We start from the raw sequence: 16,506 nt of genomic DNA, 5'->3' as shown, positions 1-16,506 counted from the left end.
CCCTTCACATCGCGTCGATCTGGGGCAGGATTTCTTCCTTCAGGCGCTTCATGTCGTCCAGCGTCTTCGCCACCGGCACGTCCTGGAAGGGCGGCCACAGGAACGGCATGGTGAGCCCGGCTTCCCGGTACCGCTTCAGCTGGTCGGTGATCTGCTTCGCCGAGCCGACGAGCAGGTTCGTGCCCTTGCCCATCGGCGACTGGTCCACGTCCTCGTCGGTGATGACGAACCAGATCATGCTGGAGATCTCGAGGTCGTCGACCGAGCGCGGGGTGTCGAGTTCCTGGAGCTCGCGCTGGATCTCGGAGCGCCACCGCGCGATGTCTTCGGGCGAGTCCTGGATGCCGATCCAGCCGGCCAGGTTGTACTTAGCGATGCGCGCGGCCGAGCGCTTCGCGTCCTTGAGCCCGCTGAAGAAGATCGGCGGGTGCGGCTTCTGGACCGGCTTGGCGCCGAACCCGCTGCGGTCGAAGTCGGCGAACTCGCCGTGGTATTCGAACAGGTCGTTGGTCCAGATGCCCTGCATGATCTCGAGGGTCTCGCGGACGTGCTTGTGCCGTTTGGGGAAGATGTGCGACGCGCTCGCGGCGGCGAACTCCTCGGGCATCCAGCCGGAGCCGACGGCGACGTTGAGCCGGCCGCCCGCGAGGTGGTCGATGGTGGCCAGCTCCGCGGCGAGGACGCCGGGCGAGCGGTAGGGCGTGTCGATGATGCTCATGCCGATCCGCACCTTCGACGTCTTCGCCGCCAGCCACGGGATGAGCGGCATGCCCTGGAGGAACTCGCCCCGCGAGCTCACCGGCAGGCCCTTGGGGAACCCCTCGATCATGCCGAAGGCGTACTGCATCTCTTCGCTGTCCGACGTTTCCGGGACGATGATCCGGTCGAGCGTCCAGACGGAGTCGAAGTCGAGGTCTTCGGCGAGTGCGGTGAGGTCTTCGAGCTCCCGGACGGTCACCTTGTCCCGGAAGTTCGGCAGGTAGAGCGCGAGTTTCATGGTCGGACAGCCTCCTTGCTGCGTTCGGTGAAGGTGGAGCGGATGTCGGCTTTCAGCACCTTGCCGACGGTGGAGCGCGGCAGCTCCGGCCAGATCTCGATCTGCTTCGGCGCCTTGACGCTGCCGATGCGGTCCTTGACGAAGGCGATCAGCTCGCCGGTGTCGAGCTCGGCGCCCGGCTGGAGCTGGACGACGGCGGTGACGCGCTCGCCCCACTTGTCGTCGGGCAGCCCGATCACGGCGCAGTCGCGGACGGCGGCGTGGGCCATCACGGCCTGCTCGACCTCGGCGGAGTAGACGTTGAAGCCGCCGGTGATGACCATGTCCTTGGCGCGGTCGACGATGTGGAGGAAGCCCTCGTCGTCGAGGAAGCCGATGTCGCCGGTGTGGTGCCAGCCGTGCGCGGACGCCTCCGCGGTCGCCTCGGGGTTGCGGTAGTAGCCGGCCATGACGAGCGAGCCGCGGACGCAAATCTCCCCGCGTTCCCCGTGCGGGACGGCTGCTCCGTCGTCGTCGAGAATGGCGACGGTGACCAGCGGCGAGGGCCGGCCCGCCGACGACAGACGTCCCGTGTGGACGGTGCCGTCGGGACGCCGGTGCTCCGCGGGGGACATCGTCGAGATCATCATCGGCGCCTCGGACTGGCCGAAGAGCTGGGCCATCGGCCCGATGCGGTCGAGGGCTTCGGTGAGCCGGGCCGTCGACATCGGGGCCGCGCCGTACCAGAAGCACTGCAGGGACGACAGGTCCCTGCGATCGAGCGCCTCGTGACCGAGCACCATGTAGATCAGCGTCGGCGGCAGGAACGTGTGGGTGACGCGGTGGCGTTCGATCAGCTCCAGGAAGCGGCCGACGTCGGGCTCGGCCATGATCACGACTTCGCCGCCGCGGGCGAGGATCGGGAAGCAGAGCACGCCGGCCGCGTGGGTCAGCGGGGCCAGGGCCAGGTAGACCGGGCGGCCGTCGAACGGGTAGCTCATCAGCGTGATCGCCGACATCGCCTCGAGGTTGCGGCCGGTGAGCATGACGCCTTTGGGCCGCCCGGTCGTGCCGCCGGTGCCGACGAGGGCGACGACGTCCCCGGGTTGCGCGGCTTCGGCCGGCGGGTCGTCCCGGGCGGCGTCGAGCCAGTCCGCGAAGCCGGGCGCGAAGTCGTCGCCGTCGCCGAGGCGGACGAGCGTGGTCAGCTTCGGGAGTTCCGGGGCGATCCGGCGGACCAGGTCTTCGAAACCGGGCTGGAAGATCAGGGTCGCGCAGTCGAACAGGTCGAGGAGCTCGGCGTTCTCGCCGGCGGCGTTGCGGGGGTTGATCGGGCACCAGACGGCACCCGCGCGGGCGATGCCGAAGACGCAGGAGAACGCGGTCGGGTCGTTGGCCGAGAGGATGCCGACCTTGTCGCCGGGCCGGACGCCGCAGCGTCGCAGAGCGCGGGCGACGGCGTTCGCGAACTCGACCACTTGGCCGTAGGACAGGGAGTTCCCGTCGAGGGTCAGGCAGGGCGCGTCCGGGTCCAGGGAGGCGCCTTTTTCCAGGTAGAAGTACAGAGACATCGTCGTCCCTCCCGAGCCGCGTCGGTCGCTGGACACGACCATGGCCGCCGTTTGGACGAATGTCAAGATTTTCTTGGACGATTGGTCAGAGAATTGCTCGATGGTATCTTCGGCCGGTGACCAGCCCACCCGCCGTGCGGCGCCGGACCAAGGTCGACAAGTTCGAGGACCGCCGCCGCGAACTCGCCGACGCGGCCCTGCTCGCCCTCGCCGACCTCGGCTACGCCCGCACCAGCCTGCGCACGATCGCGGAGCACACGAAGTTCTCCCACGGGCTGCTGCACTACTACTTCGACGACAAGGTCGAGCTGATCACGTACTGCGTGCGCCGCTACAAGGAGGCGTGCGTGCAGCGCTACGAAGGCGGAGTCGGCTCGGCCGACACGCCCTCCGACCTCGCCGCGGCGTGCGCCGACGGGCTGGCGGCGGCGCTCGAAGAGGCCCCGCTCATGCACCGCCTCTGGTACGACCTGCGCACGCAGTCGATGTTCGAAGAAGCGTTCCGCGCCGACGTCGCGGAGATCGACGAGGGCCTGCAGGACATGATCTGGCGCAACGTCGCCGCGTACGCCGACCTGGCCGGCGCGGAGCCGAACTGTTCGCCGCCCCAGGCGTACGCGCTGTTCGACGGGTTGTTCCAGCAGGCACTGCTGGGCCACCTGTCAGGACGGGACACGGCCCTCGACGACTTCCGGCGCGCGGTCCGCGAGCTGTTCCCCCGCTTGGCCGGATAGGGACTTGCCTTGACGTGCGCGTCAAGGCTTATCTTCGCTGGGGTGAAGTTCGGGATCAGTTACAGCACCCCCTTTTTCGGCGTCGATCCGGAGCGGCTGCTCGGGTTCGCGCGGGACGTGGAGGAGTGCGGGTTCGAGTCGTTGTACCTGCCGGAACACGTCGCTCTGCACCCCGGGGCGAAGATCGGGGACGTGGCGCTGCCGCCGTCGCTTCCCTTCGCGGATCCGCTGGCGTGCTTGAGTTTCATCGCCGCCGGGACGTCGCGGATCCTGCTGGGGACCGGTGTTCTCCTGCTTCCGTACCACCACCCCGTGACGCTGGCGAAGCGGCTGGCGACGATCGACGTCCTCTCCGGCGGGCGCATGCGACTGCTCACCGTGGGGGTGGGTGCGCTGGCCGGGGAGGCGAACGCGGTCGGCGTCGACTTCGCGACCCGGGGGCGGCGGGCGGATGAGGCCATCGACGTCCTGCGGGCGTTGTGGGCGGGGGACGAGACCGGGGTGGGTTTCGAGGGGGAGTTCTATCGCTTCGACGACGTCTGTGTGTACCCGAAACCGTTGGCGGAGCTGCCGATCCACGTCGGTGGGTCGAGTTCGGCCGCGGCTCGGCGGGCCGGGGTGCGGGGGGATGGATTCTTTCCCGGTGGGAGGCTGACTGCCGAGGAACGCCGCCGGCAGTTGTCGATTGCCCGGGCGGCGGCTGTCTCGGTGGGGCGGGATCCTGGGCGGCTGGAGTACACGCGGTGGGGGCCGCTCGACATGTCGGTCGAGGATGTCGAGGCGTTGGCTTCGGAGGGGGTTACTCGGGTTGTGGTCAGTCCGGGGACTGCTGAGGTTGGGCGTCGGCGGGATGAGATGGGTGCGTTCGCTTCTCGGTTCGGGTTGGGGTAACGATCATCGCCACCTGATCGAGTGATGAACAAGCGTTCGGGTGTCGGGTAATCTTGTTGTGTGGACAGAGAAGCGGTGTGGCAACGGACGCGGAGGCTTTGGCCGACCGTCTCCGTGGGCTGCTCACCGTGGTGCGGTCTGCCGAGGCGGAAATCGGTACTCTGCTGGTGGAAATCGAGTCGCGTGGCGTGATGGAACTGTTCGGGTACCGCTCTGTTGCCCGGTTGCTCGAACACCTTGCCGACATCCCCCACGCGGCCGCCCAGCGCACCGTCGCCCGAGCCCAGGCTCTCACCTCTGCGCACACCCTCGACTCCCCGGCCGCTGTCGCCCCCGCCACCGGCGCTGCTGCTCTGACGGGTGCCCTGAGCACCTCGATGATCGACACCATCATCGAGGCTGTGTCTCGGATCCCCGTCGAGCACCGCGACTCCGCCGAACAGGACCTGCTGGCCTTCGCCGCCGACGCAGGCCACAAGCAAGTCGCCGCCCTCGGCGCCCGGATCCTGGCCCACCTCGACCCCGACGGCGCCGAGCCGGTCGATGTCGAGCCCGCCACCCCGGCTCGCGAACTCTCGTTACGCCGCAAAAGAACCGGAACCTGGGAACTCACAGGCCGGTTCGACGACGAGACCGGCACCCGAGCCAGCGCCCTGCTCGACGCCCTGGCCGAACGCCGCACCGCCGACGACGGCGGAGACTTCCGTTCCCCGCAGGAACGCTACGGCGACGCCTTCTCCGACGCCATCGACCTGGCGTTGAACTCCCCAGAGTTGCCCACGCAGGCCGGTGAACGTGCCCACGTGATGGTCGCGGTGTCCCTGGACGACCTGAGATCCGGGCTCGGCCACGCCACTCTCGGCGACACCGGCCTGATCTCCGCGGTTGAGGCCCGGATCCACGCCTGCGACTGCAAACTGATCCCCACCGTCCTCGGCGCCACCAGCGAACCTCTGGACCTGGGCCGAGCCCGCCGCCTGATCTCACCCGGCCTCCGCCGGGCCCTGTTCCTGCGTGACCGGGGCTGCGCCTTCCCGGGCTGTCACCGCCCACCGCGGCACTGTCAAGGTCACCACATTCGGCACTGGGCCGACGGCGGTCCGACCGATCTGGCGAACCTGGTCCTGCTCTGCGCGCATCACCACCGGCTGATGCACCGCTCGGGTTGGCAGGTCCGCCTCGCCTCCGACGGCCACCCCGAGTTTCTGCCGCCGCGTTTCTTGGACAAACGCCGAAAACCCAGGCGCAACAACCTGCATCAGCCACTGCCCTTCGCGGCTTGATGGGATCGGCCCGCAGCCACCGGCTACGGGCCTGCACCCATGTCCACTAGGGCACCACGACGAACTTGCCGGCCCCTTCGTCAGCCTCCATGGCGCGATGTGCGGTAACGATGTCGTCCAGAGCGAAAACACGGTCCACATGCGACTCGCACCGACCGGCCTCAACGGCGTCGACGATCCTCTGCAGGACAGGCGCGTTCCCCTTCAAGGTGTCGCTGTGGAAGGCGGTGAGCTTCGTGCCGGACGGAATCATCGCGATCGGCTCGAGGTCCGGGATCACCCAGCCGCTGAGCGAGCCCGCCACGCACACGGTGCCGCCACGGCGAACCAGGCTCAGCGAGTCCACGGCCGTGCTCGCGCCGATCAGGTCGAGGATGTGGTCGGGGCCCGAAGGCCAGATCGCACGGACGGTCTCCGCCAGGGATGCGCCGGTGTCGACCAAGGTGTGGTCGGTGGTCAGGGCCGTCAGCTTGCTCTCGTGCCGGGTCGTCGCCGCGGTTTCGATGCCGTACGCGGCCGCGAGTGAGGCGGCTGCCATGCCCACCGATGAGGTGCCGCCGCGGATCAGCAGGCGGTGGCCGGGCTCGAGGCCCAAGGTGTCCAGCGCTCCTTGGGCGGTCATGAACGTCTCGGGGAGCGCGGCCAGCTCCGGCCACGGCAACGTCGTCTCGACGGGCATCAGCAAAGCGTTCGGCACCAACGCGTATTCTGCGTAGCCCCCGTCGAACTGGCGGCCCAGCTCGCCCATCACCGCGGCGACGGTGGTGCCCTCCGCGAGCGCCGGGTCGGTCGATTCGGCCAGGGTGCCCACGCATTCGATGCCCAGTACGCGCGGGAAGGTCACGGTGGGGGAGTGGCCCTGGCGGGTCCTCAGCTCGGCGCGGTTCAGGCCCGCGCCCCGGACGTGGACCAGGCTCCAGCCGGGCCGGACGGCGGGGATCGGTACTTCGCGGACCTCCAGCACCTCCGGGCCGCCCGGCCGGACGCAGACCGCTGCTCTCATCTTCATGCCCCTCACTCTCGGTCCGGGCCGCGGCGGCGGACCACCGGTAGGATGCCGGGTCATGCCCATCGGCCGCCAAGCTTCGGAGTCGCGGATCTGGCCGTCCGGCGGGGCGCATCTCTGGGCTCCCGGGGCGATGAGCGAGGCGCACGCCCACCGCCGCGGGCACCTCGTGTACGCCGCTCGCGGGGTGCTGTCGGTGCACACCGGGCGCGGGACGTCGGTCGTGCCCGCCAACCGGGTTGCCTGGATCCCTGCCGGGTTCGGGCACCACCACCGGGCGCACGGCCACACCGACATGCGGATCGTCTTCCTGACGGCGAGCCTGGCCCGGCTCGTTCCCGCGCACCCGGCCGTGTTCGCCGCGTCCGGGCTCGCCCGGGAGGTCCTGCTCGCGCTGACCGGCACCCGCGAGTACGACCGCGTCGCGAGTGCCCGCCTCCGCCGGGTGCTCGTCGAGGAGCTCCGCGAAGCGCCGGAGCAGCCGCTGCAACTACCGGAACCCCGCGACGACCGGCTGCGGGCCATCACGCGGGTGCTGTACGAGAACCCCGCGGACACCACCCCGCTCGCCGAGCTCGGCCGCCGGGCCGGGGCGAGCGCCCGGACGCTGAGCCGGCTGTTCCGCGACGAACTCGGCATGACCTTCTACGAGTGGCGCACCCAGCTGCGCATCCACCACGCGCTCGTCCTGCTGGCCGAGGGCCACGACACGACCCGGGTGTCCCACGCCTGCGGCTGGTCCAACCCGAGCGGCTTCATCACCGCGTTCACCGCGATCATCGGAACCACCCCGGGCCGCCACCGCGCGGCCACGACCTGACCGCCGCACGCGCTACCGGCCTGGTCCGTCCACAAGCGACACCAACCCCACGGGCAACGTCGTCCGGTCCGCCACGAAGCCGACGATCGCGTCTCGCAGCGCCCGGACCGCGCGGGTCGGATCCACCTCGCGGCGGACCGCCAGCTGGACCACCCGGGTCATCCCCGCCTCCGGAACGAAGCGGGTCATCGGGAAGCGGTCGCCCGCCACCGTGCTCGGGACCACCGCTGCACCCATGCCCGCGCGGACCAGTTCCAGGACCGCGTCCATCTCGCCGCCCTCGATGGCGAACACCGGTTCGAAACCCGCGGCGCGGCAAGCGTTCACCGTCGCTTCGCGGACGTCGTAGCCGCGGCGGAACATCACCAGGGGGACGTCGGCCAGTGCGTGGATGGCGAGGCGGGGGCCCGCGATCGGGGCGTCCGGTGGGGAGATGACCACCAGTTCCTCGAGCAGCACCGGCGTCGCCGCCAGGTGCGGGTCCGCCGGGGCGCTGGCCAGCAGGGCCAGGTCCAGAGCGCCTTCGGACAGGCGCTGCCGCAGGTCGCCCGAACCGCTTTCGTGCAGTTCCAGCTGGATGCCCGGGTAGCGGCGGTGGAACGCCGCCAGCATCGCCGGGAGCAGGCCCGTGCACAGGCTCGGTGGGGCGCCCAGCCGGACGCGCCCGCGGTCGAGCTCGTCCAGTTCGCGGATGGCGCGCTGGGCGGTTTCGGTCTCGGCGAGGATGCGCCGGGCGATCGGCAGCAGCGTCTCGCCCGCCTCGGTGAGCGTCACGTTGCCGCGGATCCGGTGGAACAGCGGGGCGCCCAGGTCGTGTTCGAGCGCGCGGATCTGCTGCGACAGCGAGGGCTGGGCGACGCGCACCTGTTCGGCCGCGCGGGTGAAGTGCCGGTGTTCGGCGACGGCCACGAAGTAGGCGAGCTGCTGGAACTGCACCACGTCATGATAGCCGCTGGCTATCGAGAGCAGAGTTTTCATGTCTTTGACCTCTCGAACTCCTCGACCTAACGTCGAGCGGGTGGTGAACGACCTCGCAACCCGGCGGACCGTCCGGGACTTCTGGGCCTCGACGATCGGCAAGAAGATCGTCATGGCGGTGAGCGGCGCGCTGCTGCTCGCGTTCGTGTTCGCGCACATGGTCGGCAACCTCAAGACCTTCCTCGGCGCCGGCGACCTCAACCACTACGCCCACTGGCTGCGCACGATCGGCGAGCCGGTGCTGCGCTACGAGTGGTTCCTCTGGATCCAGCGCGGGGTGCTGCTCGCCGCGCTGGTCCTGCACGTCACCGCGGCGGTGCAGCTGGCCCGGCGCGACCTGCGCGCGCGGCCGGTGCGCTACGTCCACCGGCAGCCAGTTCGAGCCACCTTCGCGGTGCGCACCATGCGGTGGGGCGGCGCCACGCTCGCGCTGTTCATCGTCTGGCACATCCTCGACTTCACCGTCGGCACCGTGAACCGGGACTTCGTGCCCGGCGACCCGTACCACAACCTCGTCGCGGACTTCGGGGTCTGGTGGGTGAACCTGATCTACCTCGTCGCGCTCGCGATGCTGGGCCTGCACATCCACCACGGCTTCGCCAGCGCCGCGCGCACGCTGGGCGTCACCAGCGCGCGGCGGGAACGGGCGATCAAACTCCTCGGCAGCACGACGGCGGTCGTGGTCGCGGGCGGCTACGCCCTCGTCCCGGTCGCGATCATGACAGGACTGGTGCGCTGATGGCCGACTACCTGACCGGCGACCCGATCGCCGACACCAAGGCACCCGCCGTGCCGCTGGAAAAGCGCTGGGACGAACGGAAGTTCGCGGCGAAGCTGGTGAACCCGGCGAACCGGCGCAAGCACCGCGTGATCGTGGTGGGCACCGGACTGGCCGGCGGCTCGGCCGGTGCGACGCTCGCCGAACAGGGCTACCACGTCGTGCAGTTCTGCTTCCAGGACTCGCCGCGGCGGGCGCACTCGGTCGCGGCGCAGGGCGGCATCAACGCCGCGAAGAACTACCGCAACGACGGCGACTCCGTGTACCGGCTGTTCCACGACACGGTCAAGGGCGGCGACTTCCGCTCCCGGGAGTCCAATGTGTACCGGCTCGCGCAGGTGTCGGCGCAGATCATCGACCAGGCCGTGGCCCAGGGCGTGCCGTTCGCCCGCGAGTACGGCGGCCTGCTCGACACCCGCTCGTTCGGCGGGGTGCAGGTGCAGCGCACGTTCTATGCGCGCGGCCAGACCGGGCAGCAGCTGCTGATCGGCGCGTACCAGGCGCTGTCGCGGCAGATCGACGCCGGGAACGTCGAGCTGCACGCGCGGACCGAGATGCTCGACCTGGTCGTCGTCGACGGCCGGGCCCGCGGCATCGTCGCGCGCGACCTCGTCACCGGGAAGATCGAAACGCACCTCGCGGACGCCGTCGTCCTCGCGACCGGCGGCTACGGCAACGTCTTCTACCTGTCCACCAACGCGAAGGGCTCCAACGCCACCGCGATCTGGCGGGCGCACAAGCGCGGGGCGTACTTCGCCAACCCGTGCTTCACCCAGATCCACCCGACGTGCATCCCGCGCTCGGGTGAGCACCAGTCGAAGCTGACGCTGATGAGCGAGTCGCTGCGCAACGACGGCCGGATCTGGGTGCCGAAGGAAAAGGGCGACACCCGGCCGCCGGCGGAGATCCCCGAGGACGAGCGCGACTACTACCTCGAACGCCTCTACCCGAGCTTCGGCAACCTCGTACCGCGGGACATCGCTTCGCGGGCGGCGAAGAACGTCTGCGACGCCGGGTTCGGCGTCGGCCCCGGCGGCCTCGGCGTCTACCTCGACTTCGCCGACGCGATCACGCGCCTCGGGCGCCCGGCCATCGAAGCCCGCTACGGCAACCTCTTCGACATGTACCAGCGCATCACGGCGGAAGACCCGTACGCGGTGCCGATGCGGATCTACCCGGCCATCCACTACACGATGGGTGGACTCTGGGTGGACTACGACCTGCAGAGCACGATCCCCGGGCTGTTCGTGATCGGCGAAGCCAACTTCTCCGACCACGGCGCCAACCGGCTCGGCGCGTCGGCGCTCATGCAGGGCCTCGCCGACGGCTACTTCGTGCTGCCCGCCACGGTCAACGACTACCTCGGCTCGACCCGGCTCGACGACGTTCTCCCGGAGGCCGTCACGCCGGTGGAAACCGAGGTGCGCGAACGGATCGAACGGCTGCTGGCGATCAAGGGCACGCGGTCGGTCGACTCGTTCCACCGCGAGCTCGGCGTGCTGATGTGGGACCACTGCGGGATGTCCCGCACCCGGGAAGGCCTGCGCAAGGCGCTCGACCGCGTGCCGGAGCTGCGCGCCGAGTTCTGGCGCGACGTCCGCATCCCCGGCCGCGGCGCGGAACTCAACCAGGAGCTGGAAAAGGCGAACCGGGTCGCCGACTTCCTCGAACTGGCCGAACTGCTGCTGGTGGACGCGCTCGCCCGCGAAGAGTCGTGCGGCGGCCACTTCCGCGAAGAACACCAGACCCCGGACGGCGAAGCGGAGCGCGACGACGAGAACTTCGCGTACGTCGCCGCGTGGGAGTACGGCGAGAAACCCGTGCTGCACCGCGAAGAACTCGTCTTCGACCACGTCCACCCGACCCAGCGGAGCTACACGTGAAACTCACCGTCCGCATCTGGCGGCAGACCGGCCCGGCGACCGAGGGCAGGCTGGTTCCCTACCCGGTCGACGGGGTCAGCCCGGACATGTCCTTCCTCGAGCTGCTGGACGTGCTCAACCAGGAACTGATCGCCGCCGGCGAAGAACCGGTCGCCTTCGACCACGACTGCCGCGAAGGCATCTGCGGCTCCTGCGGCGTCGTCATCAACGGGCAGGCCCACGGACCCGAGCGCACGACGGCGTGCCAGCTGCACCTGCGCTCGTTCTCCGACGGCGAGGTCGTCGACGTCGAACCGTGGCGCGCCAAGGGGTTCCCGATCATCAAGGACCTGGTCGTGGACCGGTCGGCGCTCGACCGGATCGTCCAGGCGGGCGGCTACGTCAGCGCTCCCACCGGCAGCGCCCCGGACGCCCACGCGACCCCGGTGCCCAAGCCGGACGCGGACCTGGCCTTCGACAACGCGACCTGCATCGGCTGCGGTGCCTGCGTGGCGGCCTGCCCGAACGGCTCCGCCACCCTCTTCACCGCGGCCAAGGTGACGCACCTTTCGCTGCTGCCGCAGGGACAGCCGGAACGCGGCCAGCGGGTGCTGGACATGGTCGACGCGATGGACGCCGAGGGCTTCGGCGGCTGCACCAACACGGGGGAGTGCGTGGCGTCCTGCCCGAAGGGGATCCCGTTCGCGAGCATCTCGGCCCTCAACCGCGAGTTCCGGAAGGCGAGCCGAGCCGGGCGCCGATGATCCCCGCGGCGGCCGCCATGCCCGCCGCGTTCGGGTGGTACGGGTAGGCCGGCGAGGCCGGGACCGCGCCTTCCAGCCAGCGCCCGGCGGGTCCGGCGCACAGGCCGTGCCGGGCGCTCGGCTCCCGGATGTCCACATAGGACGCACCGTGCCGCCGGGACTGGTCGGCGAGCATGGTCATCAGGCGGTCGAACGTCGCCTGGATGAACCCGGCGTCGGCGGCGGTGAACGGGTCGGCCGGGTAGCAGCCGCCCGGGCGCCAGTACGTCAGGTAGCCGGTCACGACCACGCGCGCCGCCGGGGACCGGCGGTGGATCTCCTCGAGCGCGGCCGCGATCTTCGGGGCGGTGGCGGCGATCCGCGCGGGGAACACCGTGGCGTACTGCTCCTCGCACGACGGCGAGACCGGCGCGTCCGGGCTCGCGCACGTCACGAACGCCGACCCGAGTGCGATGTCGTTGGCGCCGATCGCCAGCGTCACCAGGGCCGTGTCGCGCCGCAGCGCGGCGAACTGCGGCGCGACCACCCCCGCCTGCCGCCCGGTGAGGTCGGCGGTGGTCGCGCCGGAGCAGGTGACGTCCGTGAGCGCCGCGCCGAGCCGGGCCGCCAGGACGTGCGGCCAGTCGTGGTCGGAGCGCAGGCAGGTCGCGTCGATCTGCACCGGGATCCCCGGGCCGGCGGCCGAGGAGTCGCCGAGCGCCACGTACCGGAGCGGCCCGGCGGTCGCGGCCGGCGCCACCATCAGCCCGGCCAGGAGCGCCACGACCAGCGCGATCCTCATCGGACCGGCTGTTCCGCGCTCGGTACCGGCGCCAGGTCACGGGCCGCGTCGCGGCGGATCGCGGCCGCCAGCAGCGGGACCAGCGCGAGGGCGACCACGGCCGCCGCGGCGAAGACGTAGTACGGGGCGACGAGGCTGTCCGTGCTGCTCTCGATCAGGCCGTAGACGTACGGGCCGATGAACCCGCCGGTGATCCCGAGCGTGTTGATGAACGCCAGCCCGGCCGCGGCCACCAGCCCGGACAGGCGCGCCATCGCGACCGACCAGAACAGCGGGAGCGTGCCGAAGGCGAAGAAGTTCGAGATGAACAGCAGGCTCACGCTCCACACGGGATTGCGCGAGAGGAGGAAGCCCAGCAGCACCAGCAGCACCGCGCCCGCGCACACGCCGATGAGCGCGACTTCGTGGCCGTGGCGGCGCTTGAACCACGGGAAGAACAGCACGCCGGCCAGTGCCGAGATCCCGCCGCTGCCCGCCACCAGCCCGATCAGGAACGGGCTGTCCAGGCCGAGGGACTGGATGTAGGCCGGGAAGTTGAAGCCGATGCCGCCGCCGATCGACTGGTTGATCAGGTAGATGGCGCCGAGCAGCAGCACGGTCGGGCGGCCGAAGGCGAGGCGCAGGCTGCCGCGCAGCTTGGTCGGCGACGCCTTGGCGTGGCCCGCGGCGCGTTCGGTCAGCACGGCGGCTTCGTCCGCGGTGAGCCACTTCGCGTCGCTGGGGCGGCTGGGCAGCGCGATCCAGACGACGGCGCCGATGACCATCGTCACCAGGCCCTCCACCAGGAACATCCACTGCCAGCCGCGCAGCCCGGCGACGCCGTGCAGCTCCATCAGCGCGCCGCCGACGGGGGAGCCGATGACGACCGCGATGCAGGGCGCGGTGTAGATCAGCCCGACGATCGTCACCCGGTGCTTCTGCGAGAACCACTGCGTGACCATGAACATCATCGCCGGGAACAGGCCGGCCTCCGCGGCGCCGAGCAGCAGCCGCAGGACGTAGAAGGACACGTCGTTCGCCACGAACACCATCGCGGCCGACACCGCGCCCCACGAGACGGCGATGCGCGTGATCCACGCGCGGGCGCCGACGCGGTAGAGGACCAGGTTGCTCGGCACTTCGAGCAGCGCGTAGCTCACGAAGAACAGGCCGGCGCCGAGCCCGTACGCGGCCGCGCTGATGCCGACGTCCGCCGCGAGCGCCGTTTTGGCGAGCGCGACGTTCGTGCGGTCGACGTACGACATGAAGTAGGCGATGCCGAGCACCGGCAGCAGCCGGGTGACGGCCTTCTTGGTGGCGAGTTCGTGCAGGAGGTCTCGTGCGTTCGTCATCGGACGCCCTTCGGGTGCATTCTCTGATAGGTGCACAGTCGCGTCTGACCTGCAATACTACGGAGTATCACGGTAAGGATGAGTCGGGTCGCCGTCAAGGGCCGCCCGGCGGTCGTGAGACGATGAGCCGATCGCAGGCGAGGAGGAACGACAGTGAGTGCGAGCCCGGACCTCGAGCCCGGTGCGCGGCGGAGGATCCTCGACGCCGCGGCCGAGGCGTTCATGGCGCACGGGTTCGCCAACGCCACGATCGACGACATCGCACGCGAGGTGGGCGCCACCAAAGGCCTGGTGTACTACCACTTCCGCTCGAAGTTCGACATCTTCCTCGCGGTGTACGAGGAGGCCATGGGCCGCGTCCGCGACCGCGTCGGGCACCACGCCGAGGGAGACGGCACGGGCCGCGAGCGGCTCGTCGCCATGGCGGTGGCGCACGCGGTGAACCTGATGGAGGACCTGGCGTACCACCACGTCGTGCACCAAGCGGTGCGCGGCCAGGTGGCGACCGCGCTCAAGCCCCGCCAGCGCGACACGCTCCAGGAGCTGAACGGGTTGCGGGGCGCGTACGAGCAGCTCTTCCGCGGCGTGGTCGCGGACGGCATCGCCGACGGCTCCTTGCGGGAGGTCGACGCCGCCCTCGCCACCCGCACCCTGCTCAGCAACCTCAACGCGATCGACACCTGGTACCACCGGATCCCCGGGCAGGACCCCGCGGAGCTCCGGGAGCTGGCCGGCCGGATCGTCGACCTGCTGATCGGCGGGCTCGCCGGCTCCTGAGGCTCGGCGGCTGGTTGCCGATCGACGGACCTGGACCGCCTGGCTGCCGGGTGACTGTGGCCGGTGGCTTGGTTGCCGATTGACGGAGCCGGTCCGCCTGGCTGCCGGGTGACTGTGGCCGGTGGCTTGGTTGCCGATTGACGGAGCCGGTCCGCCTGGCTGCCGGGTGACTGTGCTCGGCGGCTTGGTTGCCGATTGACGGAGCCGGTCCGCCTGGCTACCGTTTGTCTGCGCGCCGGCCTGGGAGCGCTCTCAGGAGTACGCGGCGGTACTCCTGACGGGACGGGCCGGTCGATCGAGCACGCCCGGAGCACCCGACCCCCGAAAGCGTCTGACCATGAGACTTCCCGCACTTCGCGCCGCGCTCGCGGCCACCACGCTCGGTGCGTCCGCCGCGCAGAGCGGGCGTTACTTCGGCGCCGCCGCAAGCTCTCCGACACGAGTTACGTCGTGTCTATTCTGGACTGTGAGTTCTCCATGGTGACGCCGGAGAACGAGATGAAGACGGCCGCCACCCAGCCCTCGCAAGCCCAGTTCGGCTTCGCCGACGCCGACCGGATCGCCGGCCACTACCGCGGCGAGATCCACGCGTGGGACGTGGTGCACGAAGCCTTCGCCGACGGCGGTTCCGGCGGCCGCCGCGACTCCAACCTGCAACGGACCGGCGACGACGGGATCGAGGTCGCCTTCCGGACCGCCCGCGCCGCCGACGCGAGCGCGAAACTCTGCTCCAACGACCACAACATCGAGGACTGGCCGGCCGCCAAGACCCAGGGCGCCTACCGGATGGTGCAGGACTTCAAGTCCCGCGGCATCCCGATCGACCGCGTCGGTTTCCAACCCCACTTCGGCAGCGGCGGTCCGCCGGGCAGCTTCCAGACGACGCTCACGAACTTCGCCGCGCTCGGCGTCGACGTGCGGCTCACCGAGCTGGACATCGCTCAGGCGTGCTGGACGCCCGCAACGCGGCGCGGTCACGTCGCGGCCGGGCAGTGCACGGAGTTCGGCTTCCAGGCCACGGGGTCCGGAACGCCGATGGTGGCCGGCTGCGGCTGAGCCACCGGTGGGTCGGGTCTGCCGCCCGGGAGGGGTCGGCAGACCCGATCCGCTAGTTCACCGACGCGGAGAAGGAGTTCACGGCGAGGCCGACGCCGCCGCTCCACGGCTCGAAGCCGGCCTGGATGCTGGTCAGGTACCAGGAGCGGTCCACGCGCGTGCGGGCGTCGACGTCGTTGACGAAGTCCAGGACGTTGAACGACCAGCTCGAGATCGTGGACTGGGCCACGTAGGACACCACGTCGTTGCCGCCGTTGTTGCCCTGCCAGACGTCCCAGCCCCGGCCGCCGATGCTGGTGGTGCCGACCTTCCCGCCGACCGGCTGCACGTTGCCGGTGCGGTTGAACCAGATCATCAGCTCCATCTGGTTGACCCCGTTGGTCTTCGCGGTCGGGTCCATCCAGATGTCGTATGAGGCGTCGAAGGTGCCGCCGGCGTAGGTGTAGGAGATCGACGAGGGCGCGCTGCCGATCCGGCTGAGCTGGCGGGGCAGGTTCGTGCCGGGGGAGCAGTTGCCGTAGTGGCACCCGGCGTAGACGGCGGGGTAGGACAGCGGCGCGCCACCGCTGGTGTAACCCTGCTGGGTCTGGATCCGGAACCCGCTGCCGGTGACGTTGATGCACTGGGTCGCGCTGCTGCCCCAGCGGTTGTTCATGACGACGTACCGGCCGCCGATCGTCGTCGAGCCGTACTGGTCGCAGATCAGCGTGTCCGCGTGCGCGGCCGGGGCGCCGGCGAGCGGTGCCACCAGCCCGGCCGCGGTCAGCAGGACCGCGGAAAGGGCGTGCTTGAGCTTCATCGTGCCGCCTCCACTTCGTCGTGGCGCGCTCCCGGTGGACGGTGCTCTGGGAGCGCTCTCAGCATGAATCGAATCCGATGAAACCACAGCGGAACCGCG

At 70.4% G+C, this 16,506-nt stretch carries 16 protein-coding genes; 9 read left to right on the top strand and 7 right to left on the bottom strand.

Annotation, left to right across the window (positions count from 1 at the left end; all coding sequences use genetic code 11):
* Window positions 1-4 precede the first annotated feature (4 nt).
* Both MUY14_RS19480 and MUY14_RS19475 read right to left on the bottom strand, forming a co-directional pair.
* Window positions 5-997: an LLM class flavin-dependent oxidoreductase gene (locus MUY14_RS19480; RefSeq protein ID WP_247024433.1), complete on the bottom strand. Its 993-nt coding sequence runs from the start codon at window positions 995-997 to the stop codon at window positions 5-7.
* A complete protein-coding gene (locus tag MUY14_RS19475) occupies window positions 994-2,547 on the bottom strand; it encodes a long-chain fatty acid--CoA ligase (RefSeq protein WP_247024432.1) in 1,554 nt (517 codons plus the stop codon). Before MUY14_RS19475 ends, MUY14_RS19480 begins: the two co-directional genes overlap by 4 nt.
* A gap of 116 nt (window positions 2,548-2,663) precedes the next feature.
* On the opposite strand from MUY14_RS19475, the gene MUY14_RS19470 reads away from it, so the two are divergent.
* The 3 genes from MUY14_RS19470 to MUY14_RS19460 all read left to right on the top strand — a co-directional run bounded on the left by MUY14_RS19470 (window position 2,664) and on the right by MUY14_RS19460 (window position 5,455).
* Window positions 2,664-3,281, top strand: a complete 618-nt coding sequence (locus MUY14_RS19470) for a TetR/AcrR family transcriptional regulator (protein WP_247024431.1) — start codon at window positions 2,664-2,666, stop codon at window positions 3,279-3,281.
* Between the two features lie 42 nt (window positions 3,282-3,323).
* Window positions 3,324-4,172 (top strand): LLM class F420-dependent oxidoreductase, encoded by an 849-nt coding sequence (locus tag MUY14_RS19465; RefSeq protein ID WP_247024430.1) that lies wholly within the window; start codon window positions 3,324-3,326, stop codon window positions 4,170-4,172.
* A 77-nt stretch (window positions 4,173-4,249) separates the two neighbouring features.
* Window positions 4,250-5,455 (top strand): HNH endonuclease signature motif containing protein, encoded by a 1,206-nt coding sequence (locus tag MUY14_RS19460; RefSeq protein ID WP_247024429.1) that lies wholly within the window; start codon window positions 4,250-4,252, stop codon window positions 5,453-5,455.
* 46 nt (window positions 5,456-5,501) lie between these two features.
* Here MUY14_RS19460 and MUY14_RS19455 read toward each other — a convergent pair whose 3' ends face one another.
* Window positions 5,502-6,464 (bottom strand): zinc-binding dehydrogenase, encoded by a 963-nt coding sequence (locus MUY14_RS19455; protein WP_396126823.1) that lies wholly within the window; start codon window positions 6,462-6,464, stop codon window positions 5,502-5,504.
* Between the two features lie 55 nt (window positions 6,465-6,519).
* On the opposite strand from MUY14_RS19455, the gene MUY14_RS19450 reads away from it, so the two are divergent.
* Window positions 6,520-7,281 carry a helix-turn-helix transcriptional regulator gene (locus MUY14_RS19450; RefSeq protein WP_247024427.1) on the top strand — a complete coding sequence of 254 codons (762 nt, stop codon included), beginning with the start codon at window positions 6,520-6,522 and terminating at the stop codon, window positions 7,279-7,281.
* A 12-nt stretch (window positions 7,282-7,293) separates the two neighbouring features.
* Here MUY14_RS19450 and MUY14_RS19445 read toward each other — a convergent pair whose 3' ends face one another.
* On the bottom strand, window positions 7,294-8,217 hold the full coding sequence (locus MUY14_RS19445) for a LysR family transcriptional regulator (protein WP_247025176.1): 924 nt from the start codon (window positions 8,215-8,217) through the stop codon (window positions 7,294-7,296).
* Window positions 8,218-8,299: 82 nt separating this feature from the next.
* On the opposite strand from MUY14_RS19445, the gene MUY14_RS19440 reads away from it, so the two are divergent.
* From MUY14_RS19440 to MUY14_RS19430, 3 genes are read left to right on the top strand one after another with little or no spacing between them, the layout of a single operon-like run.
* The gene (locus tag MUY14_RS19440) at window positions 8,300-8,998 is read left to right on the top strand and encodes a succinate dehydrogenase cytochrome b subunit (protein WP_247024426.1); all 699 of its coding nucleotides are present in this window, start codon (window positions 8,300-8,302) and stop codon (window positions 8,996-8,998) included.
* Entirely contained in the window at window positions 8,998-10,920 is a 1,923-nt protein-coding gene (locus tag MUY14_RS19435) for a fumarate reductase/succinate dehydrogenase flavoprotein subunit (RefSeq protein WP_247024425.1), read from the top strand. The genes MUY14_RS19440 and MUY14_RS19435 overlap by 1 nt, the downstream gene beginning before the upstream one ends.
* A complete protein-coding gene (locus tag MUY14_RS19430) occupies window positions 10,917-11,663 on the top strand; it encodes a succinate dehydrogenase/fumarate reductase iron-sulfur subunit (RefSeq protein WP_247024424.1) in 747 nt (248 codons plus the stop codon). Before MUY14_RS19435 ends, MUY14_RS19430 begins: the two co-directional genes overlap by 4 nt.
* Here the strand turns inward: MUY14_RS19430 and MUY14_RS19425 are convergent.
* Together MUY14_RS19425 and MUY14_RS19420 are read right to left on the bottom strand one after the other, a co-directional pair.
* Window positions 11,620-12,444 (bottom strand): SGNH/GDSL hydrolase family protein, encoded by an 825-nt coding sequence (locus MUY14_RS19425; protein WP_247024423.1) that lies wholly within the window; start codon window positions 12,442-12,444, stop codon window positions 11,620-11,622. The genes MUY14_RS19430 and MUY14_RS19425 overlap by 44 nt on opposite strands.
* On the bottom strand, window positions 12,441-13,775 hold the full coding sequence (locus tag MUY14_RS19420; protein WP_247024422.1) for an MFS transporter: 1,335 nt from the start codon (window positions 13,773-13,775) through the stop codon (window positions 12,441-12,443). The genes MUY14_RS19425 and MUY14_RS19420 overlap by 4 nt, the downstream gene beginning before the upstream one ends.
* Window positions 13,776-13,928: 153 nt before the next feature.
* Between MUY14_RS19420 and MUY14_RS19415 the strand changes: the two genes are divergently transcribed.
* Window positions 13,929-14,552: a TetR family transcriptional regulator gene (locus MUY14_RS19415; RefSeq protein WP_247024421.1), complete on the top strand. Its 624-nt coding sequence runs from the start codon at window positions 13,929-13,931 to the stop codon at window positions 14,550-14,552.
* Between the two features lie 450 nt (window positions 14,553-15,002).
* Window positions 15,003-15,608 (top strand): endo-1,4-beta-xylanase, encoded by a 606-nt coding sequence (locus MUY14_RS19410; protein WP_396126822.1) that lies wholly within the window; start codon window positions 15,003-15,005, stop codon window positions 15,606-15,608.
* Window positions 15,609-15,660: 52 nt separating this feature from the next.
* On the opposite strand, the gene MUY14_RS19405 is transcribed toward MUY14_RS19410, so the two are convergent.
* Complete coding sequence (locus tag MUY14_RS19405) at window positions 15,661-16,407, bottom strand: GH12 family glycosyl hydrolase domain-containing protein (protein WP_247024420.1); 747 nt, start codon at window positions 16,405-16,407, stop codon at window positions 15,661-15,663.
* Window positions 16,408-16,506 lie beyond the last annotated feature (99 nt).

The sequence above is a fragment of the Amycolatopsis sp. FBCC-B4732 genome, assembly GCF_023008405.1.
Taxonomy (GTDB): Bacteria; Actinomycetota; Actinomycetes; order Mycobacteriales; family Pseudonocardiaceae; genus Amycolatopsis; species Amycolatopsis pretoriensis_A.
This window is presented reverse-complemented; position numbering and strand designations above follow the sequence as displayed.